This window comes from Pseudomonas sp. 382 (assembly GCF_002759075.1).
GTDB lineage: Bacteria > Pseudomonadota > Gammaproteobacteria > Pseudomonadales > Pseudomonadaceae > Aquipseudomonas > Aquipseudomonas vlassakiae.
This window is the reverse complement of record NZ_PEMX01000003.1, coordinates 249544-268900: the sequence shown is the minus strand read 5'-3', so window position 1 is coordinate 268900 and position 19357 is coordinate 249544. Positions and strand designations below refer to the sequence as shown.

Below are 19357 nucleotides of genomic sequence, written 5' to 3'. Positions count from 1 at the left end.
CACCACCCGGCACCTGGGCGACGATACGGTCGATGGCCGCCTGCTCCAGCGCCACCAGCGGCAGCATCGCCGGGGTGAGGTGCTGGCAGTTGGCCGGGATGAGGTTGTCCGGCACTTGCACCTGCTGTGCCTGGCCCAGGGTGGCAGCCAGCGCGGCAACGGTCGGCTGGCCGAACAGCGTCCGCACATCGACCTGCAGGCCTTGCTGGCGCAAGCGCGCCGTCAGGTTCACCGCCAGCAGCGAATGGCCGCCCAGTTCGAAGAAGTTGTCATGGCGCCCGACCCGCTCGACGTTGAGCATCTGCGCCCACACCTGCGCCAGGGCGGTTTCCACCGGACCTTGCGGCGCCACATAGGCCTGGCCGGCAAGCAGCGCCGGGTCCGGGTCTGGCAGGGCCTTGCGGTCGAGCTTGCCATGGCTGGTCAGCGGCAAGGTCTCCAGGCGAATGAACGCCAGCGGCAGCAGATGCGCCGGCAAGCTGGCTTGCAGCGCCTCGCGCAAGGCCCCCACCGCCACCGGTGCGGCCTCGGTGAACCAGGCCAGCAGGCGCTCGTCACGGACCAGGACCACGGCATCGGCAACCCCCGGCTGCGCAGCCAGCAGCGCCTCGATCTCGCCCAGTTCGACACGCACACCGCGGATCTTCACCTGGTCATCGTTGCGGCCCAGGTAGTCGAGGGTGCCATCGGCGTTCCAGCGCACCAGGTCGCCACTGCGATACATACGGCCACCCGGGTGCTCGCTGAACGGGTCGGCGAGGAAGCGCTCCTCGGTCAACTGCGGACGGTTCAGGTAGCCACGGGCGACACCGGCGCCGCCGATGTACAGCTCGCCTACGGCCCCAACTGGCACGGGCTGGCGGCGCTCGTCGAGCACATAGGCACGGATGTTGCCGATCGGCCTGCCGATATGCAGCGCGCCACCCGCTTGCAGCAGCCCGGAGGTGGCGACCACGGTGGCCTCGGTCGGGCCGTAGTTGTTGACCAGGGCAAAGCCTGGGTCGCGCTCGAACTGGCGCAGGCGGTCACCGCCGACCAGCAAGGTGCGCAAGGTCGGGTGCTGGCGCTCGCGGCGCAGCGCCTGTTCCGCGACCGGAGTGGGCAGGAAGCTGACCTGCAGCGGTTGTTCCAGCCACCAGTCGAGCAGTTCGTCGACATGCTCGCCGGCAATGCGCGCTGGCGGCAGGTGCAGCACGGCCCCGGCGCACAACGCCGGCCACACTTCCCAGGCCACGGCATCGAAGCCGAAACCGGCCACGCTGCTGGTGTGGCTGCCAGCGCCAAGGGCAAAGGCGTCGCAGTGCCAGTGCACCAGGTTGGCCAGGGTGGTGTGTTCGACCATCACCCCCTTCGGCTGGCCGGTGGAGCCGGAGGTGTAGATCACATAGGCCAGCTGCTGCGCCTCCAGGCCGGCGACCCATGGATTGCTGTCTGCCTGGGCCTGCCAGCCGTCAGCTTGCAGGTCGACACGCGGGGTATCGCCGACCAGGGCCCGGGTGCCAGCGTCGGTCAGCACCAGCGCCGGTGCGCTGTCCTGCAATAGATAGGCGATGCGCTCAGCGGGGTACGCAGGGTCTACCGGCACATAAGCGGCGCCGGCCTTCAGCACGGCCAGCAGTGCGACCAGGCGCTCAAGGCTGCGCGGCAGGCACACGGCTACCCGGTCGCCGACCAGCACGCCACGGGCGATGAGGTGATGGGCCAGGCGGTTGGCGCTGCGGTTGAGTTCGCCGTAGCTCAGTACCTGGCCGTCCTGCACCAGCGCGGCGGCCTGGGGTGACTGTGCAGCCTGGGCCTCGACCAAGGCATGCACCGTCTGCCCTTGCGGGTAATGCCGGGCGGTGGCGTTGAAAGCATGCAGTACCTGCTGGCGGGCCGGCAGGCCGAGAATCGACAACGCGTCCACCGGGGTGTCGCCACCCTGATCCAGCGCCTGGCTCAACTGTGCCAGTGCCTGCGCCATCCACAGCGCGACGCGTTCGGCGCCGATCCCCTGTTGGGCCAGGACACTGAGGGGAAGCCTTCACCCAGGTCATCGACGCTGAGGGTCAGCGGGTAGTTGCTGCGCTCCTCGCCGCCCAGCAGGCGCACACCCTGCACGCTGGCATCGTCGGCGGCCGGGCCGCCAGCGCTGCTGTGGCGATAGTTGAACAAGGCGCTGAACAGTGGCACTGCCGCGGCCACGCCACTGCAGCGCTGGGCCAGCGCCAGCGAAGCGTGCTCGTGGCCCAGCAGCGCCGACAGGCGCTGGTGGGTGGCACGCACGGCCTGTTGCAACGGCGCGCTCAGGTCGATCCGCAGCGGCAGGGTGTTGATGAACACGCCCAGTGCGCGATCGGCACCCTCGCCGCCTTGCAGGCGGCCCATCAGCACGGTGCCGAACACCACGTCGGTGCGGTTGGCCAGCACCCCCAGTACCCGCGCCCAGGCCAGGTGTGCCAGGCTCGCGGCGCTTACCCCCAGGCGCCGGGCCTGCTCGCGCAGCTGGCGGGCCAGCGTGGCCTCAAGCGGCAGGCGCGCCTCGTTGATGGCTTGGCCATCGCCCTGCACATCGGCCAGGCCGAACGGCAAGGTTGGCTCATCGAGGTCGCCGAGCATGTCGCGGAAGAACGCCTCATGAGCGGCAGCGTCAGCCCCCAGGCGGGCCTGGGCGACGTAGGTGCGATACGGCACCGGCGCCGCCAGCTGGCCGGCCTTGCCCGCGAGCAGCTGGCGCATCTCTGCGGCGATCACCTCCATCGCGGTGTGGTCCAGGGCCAGGTGGTGGAACTGCAGGATGGCCACCACGCGCTGGTTGGCCGGGTCGTCGGCATACAGCAGGCGCATCAACGGTGCCTGGGACAGGTCCAGCCGCTGCTGGCGCGCATCGAAACGCGCCTGCAAGGCATCGATGACCGAGGCCCCTTGCAGGTCGTCGACCGCCGTCACTGCCATGCGTGCTTCACGCCATACCACCTGCACCGGCTGTTCCAGCCCCTCGGTCAGCACGGCCGTGCGCAGGATGTCGTGGCGGTCGATGACCTGCTGCAAGGCCGCGGCCCAGGCCTGCAGACGGGCCAGGCTGTCGAAGGCCAACCGCGACTGCAGCAGGTAGGGGTCGCCCTGCCCGGCACTCAGGTGGTGATAGAGAATGCCCTCCTGCAACGGCGCCAGCGGGTAGATTTCCTGCACGTTGGCAGCACCACCCGGCACCTGCGCGACGATACGGTCGATGGCGCCTTGATCCAGCTCGATCAGGCTGAGCATGGCCGGGGTGATCTGCCGTGCATCCTGTGGCACGCGGTTATCCGGCACCTGGACTTCACGGCCGCTGCCCACTGCTGCGGCCAGCGCCGCCAGGGTCGGCTGGGCGAACAGCACGCGCACATCGGCACTCAGGCCGGCCTTGCGCATGCGCTCGATCAAGGTCACCGCCAGCAGCGAGTGGCCGCCAAGCTCGAAGAAATGGTCATGGCGGCCCACCTGCGAGACCTTGAGCACGTCCGCCCAGATTGCCGCCAGGGTGGTTTCCACCGCGCCCTGTGGCGCCTCGAAGGCGCGGCTGAGCACGGCGTCGCTGCCCGGCTGCGGCAAGGCGCGGCGGTCGAGCTTGCCGTTGGCGGTCAACGGCAAGCTCTCCAGCACCACATAGGCCGCCGGCAGCATGTAGTCGGGCAACTGGCCTTGCAGCCGGGCATGCAGCTCGGCTATCGCCGGGGCGCCCGCACTGGCGGTGAAGTAGGCCACCAGGCGCTTGTCGCCCGGCTCGTCCTCGCGCAGCACGACGGCAGTCTCGCGAATGCCGGCGCACTGCGCCAGGCGCGCCTCGATCTCGCCCAGCTCGATGCGGAAGCCGCGCAGCTTGATCTGCTGGTCGGCGCGGCCCAGGTAGCGCAAGGTGCCGTCGGCCTGCCAGCTGACCAAGTCGCCGCTGCGGTACATGCGCGCGCCCGGCTGCGGGCTGAACGGGTCGTCGAGGAAGCGTTCGGCGGTCAGTTGCGGTTGGCCGAGATAACCCAGGGCAACGCCATCGCCACCGATGTACAGCTCGCCGACCGCCCCAACCGGCAGCGGCTGCCGACGGGCATCGAGCACGTAGCAGCGGCTGTTGCCGATGGGCTTGCCGATCGGAATGCTGCCCTCACCCACCTCGCGGATTTCGTGGGTGGTGCTGAAGGTGGTGGCCTCGGTCGGGCCGTAACCATTGAGCAGGTGCTTCGGCGCACCGTCTCGCAGTACCCGGGCAATCACGGCCGGGTCCAGCACATCACCGCCGACCATCAGGTAGCGCAGCCTGGCCAGCGCCGGCAGCAAGTCATCGGCAAACTGCTGGAACAACCCGGCCGTGAGCCACAACACGCTCACTTCCTGCTGCAGCAAGGTATCCCTCAGGGCCTGGCGTGACAGCACCTGGTGCTGATCGATGACCACCAGGGTGCCACCGTTGAGCAGCGGTGCCCAGACTTCCAGGGTACTGGCGTCGAACGCCGGGTTGGAGGCGAATGCCACCCGGTCCTGGTTGCTGAATTCGGCAAAGCCGTTGTTGACCACCAGGCGCACGATGGCCCGGTGGGGCACCTGCACACCTTTCGGGGTGCCGGTGGAGCCAGAGGTGTACATGATGTAGGCCGCGCTTTCGGCGCTTGCCGGCACGCCTGGCGAATGTGCCGGGCAACGCTCCAGCGCCAGCTGATCGAGTTCGACCCGCAGGGCCTGGCCAACCTGATGTTCGCTGCTGTAGGTCAGCAGCACACGGGCCTGGCTGTCGGCGATCATGAATGCCTGGCGTTCGGCCGGGGCATTGCTGTCCAGCGGCACGTACACCGCCGCGCACTTGCTAGCCGCCAGTTGTGCCGCCAGCAGGTCGAAGCTGCGCGGCAGCAGCAAGGCAACGCGATCACCCGGCTGCACGCCCAGCGCCAGCAGGTGATGGGCCAGCCGGTTGGCATGCTGGTCGAGTTGCGCGTAGCTGTATTGCCGGTCACCGTGCACCACGGCCAGCGCCGCCGGGCAGAGTGCGGCATGGGCGCCAAACAGCGTGTGGACGGCATGCTCGCGTGGATAATCGCGGCGGCTGGCGTTGAAGCCATGCACTACCAGCTCGCGCTCGGCGGGTGCCAGGCAGGTGAGCTGTTGCAGCGGCGTGCCAGGGGCGTGCTGCAGGGCTTGCGCCAGCTGCTCCAGAGCCGTGGCCAGCAGCCGGCAGACCTGCGCCCCGTCCACGCTCTCCAGCGCCTGCACGGTGAGCACGAACGCATCGCCGACATCGTCGACGTTGACCACCAACGGATAGTGGCTGCGCTCATGGGCGGCCAGTTGCTCGATACCCTGCCAGGCCTCGCTCAGCTCGGCCTTGCCCGGTGCACTGTGACGGAAGTTGAGCAGGCTGGTGAACAGTGCCTGCCCGGCCGGCACCGCACTGCAACGCTGAGCCTCGGCGAGCGACCCCTGCTCATGGGCAAGCAGGCGGGCCAGGCGTTGGTGGGTCAGGCGCACAGCGTCGCTGACCGCCGCCGTGCCGACACTGACGCGCAGCGGCAAGGTGTTGATGAACATGCCCAGCGCCCGTTCGGCGCCTTCGCCACCCTGCAGGCGGCCCAGCAGCACGGTGCCGAACACCACCTCCGCACGCCCGGACAGCTGCGCCAGCACCAGTCCCCAGGCCTGGTGTACCAGGCTGGCAACGCTGATCCCCAGCTGTCGGGCCTGTTCACGCAGGCGTTGGCCCAGGCCGGCATCCAGTGCCTGGCGGCTGTCGAGCACACGGCTGCCACCGCTGTGTGCTTCGCGCAGGCCGAACACCTCGGTGGTCTCGTCGATATCGCCCAGCAGCTCGCGGAACATCGCCGCTGCTGCCTGGCCGGTGTTGCCCAGGCGTGACTGGGCCACATAGTTGCGGTAGGGCACGCTGGCGTGCAAAAGCGGCCGGCCCTGCAGTACGGCGGTGATTTCCGCGACCAGCTGCTCGACGGCAGCGTGGTCGAGGATGATGTGGTGGATCAGCAGCGTTGCTTCGACACGCGCGTCGGTTTCGCTGCGCAGCAGGCGAATCAGCGGCGCCTGGTTCAGGTCGATGCCGGTGCTGCCTGCCTCGCGGCCAAGCCTGGCTTCTCGCCACACCACTTGCACCGGCTCTTCAAGGTGCTGCCAGTGGATGCTGGTACGCAGGATGTCGTGGCGGGCAATGACCTGATCCAGGGCAGCGGCGAACGCGTCGAGCGTGGCCGGGTCAGGGAAGGCGAAGCGCGCCTGCAGCACGTAGGGGTCGGCGCCTTCGCTGGCCAGGTGGTGGTAGAGAATGCCTTGCTGCAGCGGGGCCAGGCCGTAGAGGTCCTGGATATTGGCGACGCCGCCCGGGATCTGTGCAGTCACGCTGTCGATGGACGCCTGTGACAGGCTTGCCAGTGGCAGCATGTCCGGGGTAATGCGGGTGCACGCTTGGGTAATGCAGTTGCCCGGCACCTGCACGGCGTTTGCAGTGCCCACCGCCGCCGCCAGCGCGGCCAGGGTCGGCTGGCCGAACAGCACACGGATATCGGCATGCAGGCCTTGCTGGCGCAGGCGCGAGGTCAGGGTCACCGCCAGCAGCGAATGGCCGCCCAGTTCGAAGAAGTTGTCGTGACGCCCTACCCGTTCCACGCCCAGCAACTCGCACCAGATGGCGGCCAGCAGGGTTTCGGTGTCACCCTCTGGGGCTTCGTAAGGGCGGTCCTGGAGGGCGTCGGGTGCCGGCAGCGCCTTACGGTCGAGCTTGCCGTTGGGGCTCAGCGGCAAGGCGTCGAGGTGCATGAACTGCGCCGGGACCATGAACTCCGGCAGGTGCGCGAGCAGTGCCGTGCGCAGGGTTTCCACGGTTTGCGCTGTGCCGGTGTAGTAGGCGATCAGGCGCTGGTCGCGGGCGATCACCACGGCTTCCTTGATGCCTGCGATGGCGGTGAGGCCAGCCTGGATTTCGCCCAGCTCGATGCGCAGGCCGCGGATTTTCACCTGGTCGTCGTTGCGGCCCAGGTATTCGATATTGCCGTCCGGCAGGTGGCGTGCGAGGTCGCCTGTGCGGTACAGCCGACCGCCTGGGCGGAACGGGTCGTCGATAAAGCGTTCGGCGGTGAGTTCGGCGCGGTTGAGGTAACCGCGGGCGACCTGCACGCCGCCGATGAACAGCTCGCCGGCCACGCCTTGGGGTACTGGCTGGCCCTGGTTATCGAGCACGTACAGGGTGGTATTGGCGATGGGTTTGCCGATCGGGGTGTTGTCGGGGGCGGTCAGGCAGTGCCAGGCGCTGACATCCACGGCGGCTTCGGTGGGGCCGTAGAGGTTGTGCAGTTCGACGGTGGGTAGCTGTGCGTGGAAGCGGCGCACAAGGCTGCCGGGCAAGGCTTCGCCGCTGCACAACACGCGCCGCAAGGCGTACACGGTCCCTGTGGGAGCGGCGGTGCGGCGATCCGACGTGCCCGCGAAGAAGTCGACGCGGTGTATGGCACCGGCTTCGCCGGTGTTCGCGGGCATGCCCGCTCCCACAGGGGACGTGCTCGCTGCTGAAGATAGGTATACATCCAGCATCGAAGGGACGAAGTGCAAGGTGGTGATGCTTTCTTTCTGGATGACCTGGCGCAGGTACTCGGGGTCGCGGTGTCCGCCAGGGCGGGCCATGACCAGGCGGGCGCCGGTCTGCAGCGGCCAGAGGAATTCCCACACCGATACGTCGAAGCTGAACGGGGTCTTCTGCAGCACCACGTCATCGGCGCCCAGCTGATAGGCGTCCTGCATCCACAGCAAGCGGTTCACTACGCCGGCATGCTCGTTCATCACGCCTTTGGGCAAGCCAGTGGAGCCTGAGGTGTAGATCACGTAGGCCAGATGACGTGGCGTCAATCCAACGACAACAGGGTTGTCAGCCGATTGATTGCTCCAAGTCGGCTGATCCAGATCGATGATCTGCCCGGCATCCGGCACATGACGGGTCGCCGCGTGCACCAGCACCGTCACCGGCGCGCTGTCGGTCAACATGTGGCGCACGCGCTCTGCCGGGTAATCCGGATCGACCGGGACGTAAGCGCCGCCGGCCTTGAGGATCGCCAGCAGCCCGACCACCATCGACACGCCACGTTCGACGCAGATCGCCACCCGATCATCCGGTTTGACGCCCAAGCCAATCAGGTAATGCGCCAGGCGGTTGGCCTGTTGATTGAGCTGGCGATAGGTCAGTTCACCCTCTTCTGCCCGCACGGCGAGCACATCCGGGGTACGCGCAACCTGCGCCTCGATCAGGCCATGCAAGGTCTGCTCAAGGTTGTAATCGACTGCCGTGTCATTGAAGTCCACCAGCACCCGCTGGCGCTCCTCGGCCTCCAATACCGGCAGGCGCTGTAGCAGCAGTTCCGGCTCATGCTCCAGTGCCTCGGCCATCGCCTCCAGCACCTGGTTCATCTGCCCGCAGATCCGCGCCGCGCCGACCTCGGCCGGGGTCATGGCGACCAAGCGGAAGCCTTCGCCCATGTCGTCCACGTTGAGGCTCAGTGGGTAGTTGGTGCGCTCCAGCCCGTCGAGCACTTCGATGCCTTGCCAGGCCTTGCGCTGCTCGGCATTGGCCTCGGCACCATGGCGGTAGTTGAGCATCGCGCTGAACAGTGGCAGCGGCGCGGCCACGCCGCTGCAGCGCTGGGCCAGTGCCAGCGAGGCGTGCTCGTGGGCCAGCAGCGCACTGAGGCGCTGGTGGGTGGCCTGCGCCGCCTCGCGCAGGCCGACGCTGCCCAGGTCGATGCGCAGCGGCAAGGTGTTGATGAACATGCCCAGCGCCCGCTCGGCGCCTTCGCCGCCTTGCAGACGCCCCAGCAGCACGGTGCCGAACACCACCGTGTCCTGACCGCTGGCGGCGCCCAGCAGGCGTGCCCAGGCCAGGTGGAACAGGCTGGCGACGCTGATGCCCAGCACACGGGCCTGATGGCGCAGGCGAGTGGCAAGCGTGCTCGGTAGCGTCAGTTTCACTTCCTGCATGTCACGGCCGTCGCCCTGGACGTCACTGAGGCCGAACGGCAGGGTCGGTGCGTCGATGTCGGCCAATTGCGTGCGGAAGAATGCCTCGTGTTCGGCCTGGCTGATGCCCAGGCGGGCCTGGGCCACATAGTTGCGGTAAGGCACCGGGGCGTGGGCTGGGGCTGGAGCGCCCTGGAGGAAGGCCTGCAGCTCTTCGCCGACCACTTCCAAAGCGGTGTGGTCGAGCACGATGTGGTGGAACTGCAGGGTGGCGTCAACTGCGCCATCACCCTGGGTATGGAACAGTCGGATCAGCGGCGCCTGGTCCAGGCGCATCGTCGGCAAGCTGCCGTCCAGGGCGCCCGCCAGCACAGAAGGCACTGTGCGCAGGACCACCTGCACCGGCTGCGGCAGGCCCTCCCAAAGCACTGCGGTGCGCAGCACATCATGGCGGCCGATGACTTGGTCGAGGGCGCTGGCGAAGGCCTGCAGGCGTTCGAGGCTGGCGAAGCGCAGGCGCGAGTAAAGCACATACGGGTCGTTCCCGGCCGCGCTCAGGTGGTGATAGAGAATGCCCTCCTGCAACGGCGCCAGCGGGTAGATATCCTGCACATTGGCAGCGCCGCCCGGCACGCTGGCGACGATCCGGTCGATGCTGGCCTGGTCGAGATCGATCAGGCTGAGCAGCGCCGGGGTGATGTGGCGGCAACCCGCCGGGATACGGTTCTCAGGCACCTCGACCTGTTGATCGTGCCACAGGGTTGCCGCCAGGGCGGCGATGGTCGGCTGGCCGAACAGGGTACGCACATCCACCTGCAGGCCCTGCAAGCGCAGGCGCGCCGTCAGGCTCACGGCCAGCAGCGAGTGGCCGCCCAGTTCGAAGAAGTTGTCGTGCCGACCTACGCGCTCCACGCCCAGCAGCTCGCTCCAGATCGCCGCCAGCAGGGTTTCGGTGCTGCCTTGCGGCGCCTCGAAGGCACGCTGCTGCAACGCGGCGTCAGGGGCTGGCAGCGCCTTGCGGTCGAGCTTGCCGTTAGGGGTGAGCGGCAGCTGGCCGAGGTGAATGTACTGCGCTGGCACCATGTAGTCCGGCAGTTGCGTCAGCAGCGCCTGGCGCAGGGCATCCGCCGCGTGCGGCTCACCGGTGTGATAGGCGACCAGGCGGGCATCGAACGCCAGCACCACGGCTTCGCGCACCCCGGCAATACGGGTCAGGCAGGCCTCGATTTCGCCTGGCTCGATGCGCAGGCCGCGAATCTTCACCTGCTGGTCGTTGCGACCGAGGAACTCAAGGTTGCCATCGGCGCGCTGGCGCACCAGGTCGCCACTGCGATACAGCCGCTCACCCGCCACGAACGGGCTGTCGATGAAGCGCTCGGCCTGCTGTTGCGCCAGGCCCAGGTAGCCACGGGTCACGCCGGCGCCACCGATGTGCAGGTGCCCGGACACGCCCCACGGCACCGGCTGGTCGCGGCTGTCGAGCACATACAGCCGGGTGTTGTCGATCGGACGGCCGATCGGCAGCGTGCCGCCTGGCAGCGCCGCGTCGGCTTCCAGCGTCCAGGCGCTGCAGTCGACGGTGGCCTCGGTGGGCCCGTAGACGTTGTGCAGGCGCACATTCGGCAGGCGCGCCCGCACTTGGGCGGCCAGCGCTTCGGTCAGCTCGCCACCGCCGCAGACGATGTCGCTCAGGCTGGTGCAAGCGCTGGACTGCGCCTGTTCCAGGAACTGCTGCAGCAAGGCCGGCACGAACTGCACCACGTTCACCTGCTGCTGCTGGATCAAATGCGCAAGGTATTGCGCATCTCGCTGGCCATCCGGGCGCGCAAGCACCAGGCGCAGGCCGCTGCACAAGGGCCAGAACAACTCCCATACCGAGGCATCGAAGCTGATCGGGGTCTTGTGCAGCACGCTGCCGGCGCCGGCGCACAGGCGCTGGCTCCAGTGCAGCAGATTGACCACGTTGCGGTGCTCGACCATCACCCCCTTCGGCACGCCGGTGGAGCCGGAGGTGTAGATCACGTAGGCCAGGTGCCGGGCCGTCAGACCTGCCACGCGTGGGTTGCTGAGCGGTTGCTCACCCCAGGCGGGGCGGTCCAGGTCGACCTGCACCGCGTGCAGGGCTAGGTCGCGGGTCGCTGCATGCACCAGCAGCGCCTTGGGCGCACTGTCGTCCAGCATGTGGCGAATGCGCTCGGCCGGGTAGCCAGGGTCGAGCGGTACATAGGCGCCACCGGCCTTGAGAATGGCCAGCAGGCCGACCACCAGCGACACGCCACGCTCGACGCAGACCGCCACGCGGTCGTCGGGTTGCACGCCCAGGGCGATCAGGTGATGGGCCAGGCGGTTGGCCTGTTCGTCGAGCTGGCGGTAACTCAGTTGACCGTCTTCAGCCACCAGTGCCGGGGCATCCGGCGTGCGCCGGGCCTGCGCCTCGAACAGGCGGTGCAGCGGTTGCTGCAGATCGTGTGGCTGCTCGCTGGCGTTGGCCGCCACCAGCAGCTGCTGGCGCTCCTCGGGCGCCAGCACCGGCAATTGCTGCAGCGCCAGTTGCGGCTGTTGCTCCAGCGCATCGAGCAGGCCGACCAGCACCTGCAGCAGTTGCCCGCAGACCCGTTGCGCGCCCACCTGCGGCGTGACCTGGGCGGTGATGCGCAGGCCGTCGCCCAGGTCGTCGACGTTGACGCTCAACGGGTAGTTGCCATGCCCGCCGCTGGGCAGCGCCTGGATGCCTTCCAGGGCTTCGCGTTGTGCCTGCTGCTGGCGGGCACTGGCGCCGTGCCGGTAGTTGAGCATGGCGCTGAACAGCGGCGTGGGCGCCGCCACGCCACTGCAACGCTGGGCCAGCGCCAGCGAGGCGTGCTCATGCATCAGCAGCGCGCTCAGGCGCTCATGGGCCAGGCGCACGCCCTCGCGTACGCCAAGGCCGTTCAGGTCCAGGCGCAGCGGCAAGGTATTGATGAACATGCCCAGGCCGCGGTCGGCGCCGGCACCGCCCTGCAGGCGGCCGAGCAGCACGGTGCCGAACACCACGCTGTCCCTGCCGCTGGTGGCCGAGACCAGCCGCGCCCAGGCCAGGTGCAGCAGGCTGGCGGCACTCACGCCCAGCTGCCGGGCCTGTTGGCGCAGGCGTTGGTAGTGGCTGCTGGCAAGTTGCACGGTGGCCAGTTCGAAGCCGTCGGCCTGGCCCTGCAGGTCGGTCAGGCCGTATGGCAGGGTGGGTTCGTCGATGTCGCCAAGCGCGGCACGGAAGAAGGCTTCGTGTTCGGCTTCGCTGATGGCCAGGCGGGCCTGGGCCACGTAGTTGCGGTAAGGCACCGGCTGCTGGCTGGGTTGCCGGCCCTGCAAGTGGTCGCGGATTTCGTCCAGCACCTCTTTCATCGCAGTGTGATCGAGGGCGATGTGGTGGAACTGCAGGGTTGCCTCGATAGGGCCTTGCGCCTCGGTGTAAATCAGGCGGATCAACGGCGCCTGGCTCAAGTCGAGTGCGGTGTCGCCTGCTTCGCGGGTAAGCCCGCTCCCACAGAGGGCCAGAACCGCCCCGGGAGCCTGGCGCCAGACCACCTGCACCGGTTGTGGCAGGCTGTCCCAGAGCACGGCGGTGCGCAGCACATCGTGGCGGGCGATGACCTTGTCCAGCGCGCTGGCGAAGGCCTGCAGACGCGCCAGGCTGTCGAAGGCCACGCGCCATTGCAGCAGGTACGGGTCGGCACCGCTGGCACTGAGGTGGTGATAGAGGATGCCTTCCTGCAGCGGGGCCAGCGGGTAGATGTCCTGCACGTTGGCAGCACCGCCCGGCACCGTGGCGACGATGCGCTCGATACTGGCCTGGTCCAGGTCGATCAACGGCAGCAGGTCGGGGGTGATGTGATTGCAGCCGGCCGCAATGCGGTTCTCCGGCACCACGACCTGTCGGCCCTTGCTCAGTGCCGCAGCCAGTGCGGCCACCGTCGGCTGGCTGAACAGCACGCGCACGTCGGTGTCCAGGCCTTGCTGACGCAGGCGCTCGATCAGGGTCACGGCCAGCAGCGAGTGGCCACCCAGTTCGAAGAAGTTGTCGTGTCGCCCTACCCGCTCGACGCCCAGCACCTCGGCCCAGATGGCGGCCATGAGGGTTTCGCGCTCGCCCTGGGGCTCGACATGGCCTTGCTCCGCCGTATCGGGTTCGGGCAAAGCACGACGGTCCAGCTTGCCATGGCTGGTGAGCGGCAGTTGCTGCAGGCGCATGAACGCGTGCGGCAGCATGTGCGCCGGCAGGCTGGCTCGCAGCGCCTGGCGCAGCGCATCGAGGTCGACTGCGCTGGCTTCGGTGAACCAGGCCAGCAAGCGCTCGCCACGCACCAGCACCACGGCATGCTCGATGCCGGGCTGGGCCGCCATGGCCGCTTCGATCTCGCCCAGTTCGACGCGCATGCCGCGGATCTTCACCTGGTCATCGTTGCGGCCCAGGTAGTCGAGGCTGCCGTCGGCATTCCAGCGCACCAGGTCGCCGCTGCGGTACATGCGTGCGCCCGGCAGGCGGCTGAACGGGTCGGCCAGGAAACGTTCCTCGGTCAGTTGCGGGCGGTTGAAATAGCCCCGGGCGACCTGGCCGCCGCCGATGTACAGCTCGCCGGTGACCCCCACCGGCACCGGTTGAAGATGCGCGTCGAGCACATAGACGCGGGTGTTGGCGATCGGCTGGCCGATGTGCAGCGCACCGCCCGGCAGGACCTTGCCGGAGGTGGCGACCACGGTGGTTTCGGTCGGCCCGTAGTTGTTCACCAGGTCGAAGCCCGGGTCGCGGTCGAACTGGCGCAGGCGGTCGCCGCCGATCAGCAGGGTGCGCAAGGTCGGGTGCTGGCGTTGGCGACGCAGCGCCTGCTCGGCGACCGGCGTCGGCAGGAAGCTGACCTTCAGCGGTTGCTCCAGCCACCAGTCGAGCAGCTCCTCGACGTGTTCGTTGCCGATGTGCGTCGGCGGCAGGTGCAGCGTGGCACCGGCGCACAATGCCGGCCACACCTCCCAGGACATGGCGTCGAAACCGAAACCGGCCACGCTGGAGGTGCGCTCGCCGGCACCCAGCGCGAATGCCTGGCAGTGCCAGTGCACCAGGTTGGCCAGGGTCTGGTGCTCGATCATCACGCCCTTGGGCTGGCCGGTCGAGCCGGAGGTGTAGACCACATAGGCCAGTTGATGGGCATCGAGCCCGGGCACTTCAGGGTTGCTGTCGGTTGCAGGCCAGCTGGCGGGCTGATCGAGGTCCAGCCGTGGCAGCTCGCCTGGCAAGCCATCGACGGCCGAATCGGCCAGCACCAGCGCGGGTGAACTGTCGGCCAGCAGGTAGGCGATGCGCTCGCGCGGGTAGGTCGGGTCCACCGGCACATAGGCAGCCCCGGCCTTGAGCACGGCCAGCAGGCCGATCAGCCGCTCGATGCTGCGCGGCAGGCACAGCGCGACCCGGTCGCCGCAGCGCACACCGTGTTCGATCAGGCGATGGGCCAGGCGGTTGGCGCGCTGGTTGAGTTCGCCGTAGCTCAGGGCCTGGTCGCCCTGGCTGATGGCCGTCGCCTCGGGCGCGCGGGCGGCCTGGGCCTCGATCAGGGCATGGACGGTCTGGCCCTGCGGGTAAGCCTGCGCCGTGGCGTTGAAGCTGCCCAGCAGCTGCTGGCGCGCTTGCTCGCTGACAATCGACAGGCTGTCGACCGTCGCCTCGTGCCCCGACTCCAGCGCTTGCAGCAACTGCGCCAGCGTGTTGGCCATCCATTCGGTGATGCGGGCGGCGCCAATGCCTTCGACGGCCAGCACGCTGAAACTGAAGCCCTCGCCGAGGTCGTTGACGCTCAGGGTCAGTGGGTAGTTGCTGCGTTCCTCACCGCCAAGCAGGCGCACACCCTCCCAGATGCCCTCGCCTTCAAGTGGCGCATCGGCAGCGCTATGGCGGTAGTTGAGCAAGGCGCTGAACAGCGGCACCGACGCTGCCACGCCGCTGCAACGCTGGGCCAGGGCCAAGGGGGCGTGCTCATGGCCGAGCAGGGCCGACAGGCTGCGATGGGTGGCCATCACCGCCGCGTGCGCGCCAGCACGGGTGTCGACCCGCAGCGGCAAGGTGTTGATGAACATGCCCAGTGCCCGGTCGGCGCCTTCGCCACCTTGCAGGCGGCCCATCAGCACGGTGCCGAACACCACGTCGCTGCGGTTGGCCAGCACGCCCAGCACCCGCGCCCAGGCCAGGTGCATCAGGCTGGCGGCGCTGACCCCCAGCTGCCGTGCCTGACGGCGCAGGCGCAGGCTGAGGCCGGCATCCAGCGCCATCCAGGCGCTCTCGATATGGCGCCCGTCGCCCTGCACATCGGCAAAGCCCAACGGCAAGGTCGGCTCGTCGACATCCGCCAGCATCTCGCGGAAGAACGCCGCCTGGCTGGCCGGGTCGGCCTGGCGGGCCTGGGCCACATAGTTGCGATAAGGCACCGCCGCCGGCAGCGTTGCGCCCTGGCCGAACAGCAAGGCGCGCATCTCCCGGGCGACCACGTCCATGGCGGTGTGATCGAGGGTCAGGTGATGGAACAACAGGATCGCCACCACCTGGTGGTTGGCGGGGTCGAGGCTGTAGTACAGGCGCGTGAGCGGTGCCTGGCCCAGGTCCAGGCGGTGGTGGCGCGCATCGAAGCGCGCGTGCAACTGCTCGATGCGTGACACGCCAACTTGGTCGGCCAGGTCATCGACCTCGCACACCACCAGCTGCGCAGCCCGCCAGACCACCTGCAGCGGCTGCGCCAGCCCCTGCCAGAGCACCGAGGTGCGCAGGATGTCGTGGCGGTCGATCACCTGTTGCAAGGCGCCTGCCCAGGCCAGCAGGCGCTCGACGCTGTCGAAGGCCAGGCGCGTCTGCAGCAGGTACGGGTCGCCCTGCTCGGCGCTCAGGTGATGGTAGAGAATGCCTTCCTGCAACGGCGCCAGCGGGTAGATTTCCTGCACGTTGGCGGCCCCGCCCGGCACCGTGGCAACGATGGCATCGATGCTGGCCTGGTCCAGCTCGACCAGGCTGAGCATGTCCGGGGTGATCCGCGCTGCACCCTGGGGCACACGGTTGGCCGCAACCTTGGCCTCGCCACTGGCCGTCGCGCCGGCCAGCGCAGCCACGGTCGGCTGGGCGAACAGCACGCGCACATCGATGACCAGGCCGGCCTTGCGCAGCCGCTCGACCAGGGTCACAGCCAGCAGCGAGTGGCCGCCCAGCTCGAAGAAGTTGTCATGCCGCCCTACCCGTTCCACGCCCAGTACCTCGGCCCAGATCGCGGCCATGGCGGCCTCGGTTTCACCTTGCGCTGCTTCATAGGCTTGCCCAGGCAGCGAGGCGCCGTCCGGATCGGGCAGCGCACGGCGGTCGAGCTTGCCGTGGCTGGTCAGCGGCAGTTGATCCAGGCGGATGAACGCCACTGGCAGCATGTGTGCCGGCAAGCTGGCCTGCAGGGCCTGACGCAAGGGTTCAGGGTCGACGGGTGCGGATTCGGTGTACCAGGCCAGCAGGCGCCCTTCGCGCACCAGCACGACGGCGTCGTCGATGCCCGGCCGGGCAGCCAGGGCAGCCTCGATTTCGCCCAGTTCCACGCGCACGCCACGGATCTTTACCTGGTCATCGTTGCGCCCCAGGTAATCGAGGGTGCCGTCGGCATTCCAGCGCACCAGGTCGCCACTGCGGTACATGCGGCCACCGGGGTTGAAGGGGTCGTCGAGGAAGCGCTCTGTGGTGAGTTCGGGGCGATTGAAATAGCCGCGTGCGACCTGCGCCCCGCCGATGAAAAGCTCGCCACTGACGCCAATCGGTACTGGCTGCAGGCCTTCGTCGAGCACATACACGCGGGTGTTGGCGATCGGCTGGCCGATGTGCAGCGCACCGTTGACGATGATCTGGCCAGAGGTCGCCACCACCGTGGTTTCGGTCGGGCCGTAGTTGTTGACCAGCGCGAAGCCTGGGTCGCGGTCGAACTGGCGCAGGCGGTCGCCGCCGACCAGCAGCGTGCGCAAGGTCGGGTGCTGGCGGTCACGGCGCAGGGCCTGTTCGGCCACCGGGGTGGGCAGGAAGCTCACCTGCAGCGGCTGCGCCAGCCACCAGTCCAGCAGCTCGTCGACGTGTTCGTTACCGATGTGCTTCGGCGGCAGGTGCAGCGTGGCGCCCGCACACAGAGTCGGCCAGACTTCCCAGGCCATGGCGTCGAAGCCGAAACCGGCGACACTGGCGCTGTGCGAGCCGGCCGCCAGCGCGAATGCCTGGCAGTGCCAGTGCACCAGGTTGGCCAGGGTCTGGTGCTCGATCATCACCCCCTTGGGCTGGCCGGTGGAACCGGAGGTGTAGACCAGGTAGGCCAGCTGCTGCGCATCGAGCCCGGGCAGTTCCGGGTTGCTGCTGTTGGCTGCCAAGGCGTCGGCCTGGTCGAGGTCGAGGCGCGCCATCGGCGGCAAGCCTTCGATCGCCGTGGTCGCCAGCACCAGCGCTGGCGCGCTGTCTTGCAGCAGATAGGCGATTCGCTCCGCCGGATAGGCCGGGTCTACCGGCACATAGGCAGCACCTGCCTTGAGCACCGCGAGCAGGCCGACCATGCGTTCCGGGCTGCGCGGCAGGCACAGGGCAACCCGGTCGCCCACCTTGACGCCGTGCTCGATCAGGCGATGGGCCAACTGGTTGGCGCGCCGGTTCAGTTCGCCGTAGCCAAGGGCCAGGCCGTCCTGCAGCAGCGCGATCGCCTCGGGGGCGCGGGCCGCCTGGGCTTCGAACAGCGCCTGCACGGTCAGCCCTTGCGGGTAAGCCTGGGCGGTGCGGTTGAACTGCTCCAGCACCTGCTCGCGCTCGGCCTGGGGCAGCACGGCCAGGTGCTGCAGCGGTGTTTCAGGTGCCTGCTCAAGTGCGTCGATCAGGCTTGCCAGCACCTGCCGGAACTGCTCGGCAATGCGCGCAGCGCCCCATTGCGGCAAGCTTTGCACGGTCAGGCGCAGGTCATCGCCAAGGTCGTCGACGCTGACGGTCAGCGGGTAGTCGGTGCGTTCTTCGGCGCCGACGATGTCGATGCCCGGCGCCACCGGGATGATCTCGGCGGCATCGCCGGCAGCACTGTGGCGGTAGTTGAGCATGCTGTTGAACAGCGGCGCCGGCGCGGCCACGCCGCTGCAACGCTGGGCCAGGGCCAGCGAGGCCTGCTCATGGCCGAGCAAGGCGCTGAGCCGCTTGTGGGTGGCCAGCAAGGCCTGGCGCACACCGTGCTGGCCGAGGTCGATGCGTAGCGGCAGGGTATTGATGAACATGCCCAGCGCCTGCTCACCGCCTTCACCGGTGGTCATGCGCCCCAGCAGCACACTGCCGAACACCACGGCCTGGCGCGCGGACAGTTGCCCGACCAGGCGAGCGAAGCCCAGGTGCAGGACACTGGCCGGGCTCACGCCAAGCTGTCGGGCCTGGCGGCGCAGGCGCAGGCTTAGCGCGGGCGCCAGGGTCAGGCGCGCCTGTTGCAGTGGCTGCTGGCCTTTGTCTGGCAAGCCGAAAGCCAGGGTCGGCTCGTCGATGTCGTCGAGCATCTCGCGGAAGAACCGCTCGTGGGCCTGTTCGTCCAGCGCCTGGCGCGCTGCGGCCAGCACGTTGCGAAACGGCATCGGCGGCGCCAGCTGCGCCGACTCGCCGGCCAGGTGCGCCTGGATTTCGCGGCGCACGATGTCCAGCGCTGTGTGGTCCATGATCACGTGGTGGAACATCAGCAACGCCACCCACTGCCCGCCAGCGCCACGGGCGTGCATCAGCTGCATCAGCGGTGCCTGGCGCAGGTCCAGGCGGTAGTGATGCGGGTCGAAACGCGCGCACAACCGGGCCAGCGGATCGTCGCCCTGGACGTCGACGGCGTCACGCACAAGGGTCGCCTCGCGCCAGACCACCTGCACCGGCTCGTCGAGGTATTCCCAATGCAGCGCGGTTCGCAGGATGTCGTGGCGCTGGATCACCCATTGCAGGGCCTGGGCGAAGGCTTCGAGGTGTGCCTTGCTGGCAAAGCGCAGCTGCACTTGGGCCAGGTACGGATCGCCGTCGGCGGCAGACAGGTGCTGGTAGAGCATGCCTTGCTGCAGCGGTGCCAGCGGGTAGATGTCCTGCACGTTGGCGGCGCCGCCGGGCACGCTGGCAACGATGCGGTCGATGGCCTGCTGGTCGAGCTGCACCAGCGGCAGCATGTCGGGGGTGATGCGCAGCGCCGGGCTGAGCCAGTCATCATCGTGCTCGGCGAGCATTTCCAGCAAGGCCGGCTTGTGCCGTGACAGCGCCTCCCACAGGGTGTCGTCCAGGGCCTGGTCGTCGCCCAGGACGATCAGGTCCTGGTCTTCGCGCTGGAGTCGGATTGCATGGGTGGAGAGAACAGCCATCAGTTCGCTGAAGAGCATCAGTAAG

Annotated in this window: 1 protein-coding gene and 1 pseudogene; both read right to left on the bottom strand. The window is 68.6% G+C overall.

The window, feature by feature from the left end:
* Positions 1-196 precede the first annotated feature (196 nt).
* Positions 197-1741: pseudogene (locus tag CQW31_RS32040) on the bottom strand (amino acid adenylation domain-containing protein); the annotation flags it as partial.
* A gap of 197 nt (positions 1742-1938) precedes the next feature.
* Positions 1939-19350, bottom strand: a complete 17412-nt coding sequence (locus CQW31_RS05955) for a non-ribosomal peptide synthetase (protein ID WP_218254730.1) — start codon at positions 19348-19350, stop codon at positions 1939-1941.
* Positions 19351-19357 lie beyond the last annotated feature (7 nt).

Excerpts from the sequence above, each read along its gene's own strand:
- CQW31_RS05955 (WP_218254730.1), bottom strand. The coding sequence starts at position 19,350 with ATGCTCTTCAGCGAACTGATGGCTGTTCTCTCCACCCATGCAATCCGA.